The sequence below is a fragment of the Sphingomonas sp. genome, from assembly GCF_030145815.1.
GTDB lineage: Bacteria > Pseudomonadota > Alphaproteobacteria > Sphingomonadales > Sphingomonadaceae > Sphingomonas.
The window spans coordinates 1-2,685 of record NZ_JAIXHL010000079.1 but is presented as its reverse complement, the minus strand read 5'-3'; the positions used below and the strand labels follow the sequence as shown (position 1 = coordinate 2,685).

The window sequence follows — 2,685 nt, the reverse complement described above, 5'->3', positions numbered from 1 at the left end:
CCGGCTTCAACGATCTTGGTGTTGACCGGCTGAAGGCATTTGGCTTGATTTCCGAAATCGTCTCGTGGCAACTGAAGCTCTACGTGCCGGCAGGGGCTGCTGGCGCCGACGTGTTCGCGCGGCTGGTTGATCGATTTCCGATCCAGCGGATCGCGGATCGCAAGGCCGCCTGAAGGAGCCCCGCTATGGAAAGTCCGGTCCGTGAACTTGCGCGTCGTCTCGGTGAAAATGCCGAGGCGGCGTGCCGCCAATACCTCTCGAACGGTCGCCGCGAAGGCCATTATTGGATGGTCGGCGATAAGGGCAATGCGCTTGGGCGCAGTCTTTATGTGCGTCTCGCCGATGGCGATGGTCGCCGCACGGCGGGCAAATGGACTGACGCCGCGACTGGCGATCATGGTGACCTGCTCGACATCATCGCCGCCAGCTGCGCGCATACGAACCTCGCTGAAACGCTCGCCGAGGCGCGGCGATTTCTGAGCTTGCCTCCATCCGACGCGGGCACGCAGGGGCCGCGTCCGCGTCCGCGCCGGGCGCCCGCTGGCAGCCCGGAGGCGGCAGCGCGGCTTTGGGCGGCGTCGAAGCCCATCGCTGGGACACCTGTGCGCACCTATCTGGCGGGCCGTGCGCTTCGGCACGTCGGCGATGTGCCCGCGCTGCGATGCCACCCGCACTGCTATTATCGCCGGTCGGAGGAGGATGGCCCGTCGGTCAAGTCGGCCTATCCGGCGATGATCGCTGCGGTGACCGACCTCGGCGGCTCGCTCATGGGCGTTCATCGCACATGGCTTGATCCGCACCAATCGACCAAGGCGCCCGTGGCTTATCCGCGGCGCGCGATGGGGCATTTGTTGGGTCATGGCGTCCGCTTCGGGCTCTCGGGCGAGGTCATGGCATTCGGTGAGGGCATCGAAACCATGCTCTCGCTGCGCGAAATCGCCCCGGCACTACCGCTCATCGCCGGGCTGTCGGCCGCCCATCTCGCGGCGCTGGAATTTCCTGCGCCGCTTCGCCGCCTCTATGTTGCCCGCGAACGGGATGCAGCGGGACGCGCTGCATTCGCCGCTCTTGCCGAGCGAGCCGTCCAGCTAGGGATCGATATCCTGCCGCTCGATCCGGCGCTGGACGATCTGAACAGCGATCTTATGCAGATGGGCCATTCGCAGCTCGTCGCTTCGATCGCCCCGCAGATGCACGTCGTCGATGCCGAGCGGATGCTCGATGCAGCCTGATCGCGCCTGGCGCCAGCGGCGCAACGCCTCCAGCAGCGCGGCGGCGAATTGGGACGTCGCAATCGCGCGCGCCATCCTCATGATGCCCGAAATCCCATAGTTGTTTCGGAAAGCGGTGTGTCACCTCGCCGCGGGGATCGGATCAAGCCGGTCCGGGAAGGGGAAGCCCGATCAGCCTGTTCTCGGGAGGCCGCGCCTCGGCCTTCGCTGGAGGGCGACTGCGGCAGCGTGCGCGGGCCGTGCAATGGCTCTGCTCGCGGCTATTTTCCGCCGGGGCTGGCGCCCCTTTGCATCGCGAAACAAAATAGCCGCGAGCCCGCCATCCTTCGCTGGCGCTTCGGCCGCGCGGGGTGCCGCGCGGTGCGAACCCGCACCCGCCGCCGCCGAGGCGTCGCCGCGAAGGCCGCGAGAGGCGCGGCCCCAGACAAGAGAAATGACATGATCGACCTGTCAGACCTTCCCGAACGCGGCGAACCGCAGCAACCCGGCGCCAGCGCCTACCTCCTCCAGGAAATGCAGCTTTACGGTCATAGGCCCTATGAGGACGAACCCGACGCACGGCCGCTTCCAGACGACCGGCTCGCTGGCGGCGCCGTCGCCGATATCTTCGACGCATTGGCGGGCTGCCTGGTCGATACCCGCATCGAGCCCGATCTTGAAGATCTGCTCTGGGGCATCGTCAATATCTTTCACCGCGCCGGCGAACGGATCGAGCGCGAGCTCGACCGCAACGAACAGGCGCAGCGCGAACTCCAGCGCGAGCAGGATGGAAGCGAAATTCGCTCGGTCGAACTCGAGCGCGCGATCGCCGAGGGCATCACGATGATCGAGCGGCGCGACACGATGGAATTTTTCCGCGAATGCGCCGCCGAGCAGTTCCGCATCCATGCCCGCAAGGCCTGGACCCCGCGCACTGGGTCGCGCGTCCGTCACAAGACGATGACCGCGGCGATGATCGACAGCCGCGACTTCATGGACAAACGCCTCCGCGAAAAGGCCCAGGCCCTGATCCCCGAGGGAACGCGCATCGCCTTCAGCGGCGGACCGGCGTGCAACGATCACCGCCACATCTGGTCGGCGCTCGACAAGGTTCATGCGCGTCATGCCGACATGGTGCTGATGCATGGTGCGACGCCAACCGGCGCCGAGCGCGCTGCGGCCTGCTGGGCCGATGCGCGCGGCGTGCCGCAGGTAGCGTTCCGGCCCGACTGGAACCGGCACAAGAAAGCGGCGCCGTTCAAGCGCAACGAGCGGCTGATCGATGCGATGCCCGCCGGGCTGGTCGTCTTTTCGGGCACCGGCATCCAGGACAATCTTGTCGACAAGGCGCGGGCGTTCGGCATTCCGGTCTGGGATTTTCGGCTCAAGGAAGCCTGAGTTGTCGATTTGGATCTGACGGCGCTTGCCATCCGGCGAGCAGGATTACAGGATGAAAATCAATGAAAACCGATCT

Annotated in this window: 2 protein-coding genes; both read left to right on the top strand. The window is 66.0% G+C overall.

From position 1 onward, the window contains the following. Nucleotides 1–185 precede the first annotated feature (185 nt). Nucleotides 186–1,232 (top strand): toprim domain-containing protein, encoded by a 1,047-nt coding sequence (locus tag KYX69_RS23100; protein ID WP_037557224.1) that lies wholly within the window; start codon nt 186–188, stop codon nt 1,230–1,232. 438 nt (nt 1,233–1,670) lie between these two features. Beyond that, a complete protein-coding gene (locus tag KYX69_RS23095; RefSeq protein WP_037557223.1) occupies nt 1,671–2,609 on the top strand; it encodes a DUF2493 domain-containing protein in 939 nt (312 codons plus the stop codon). Nucleotides 2,610–2,685: the final 76 nt, after the last annotated feature.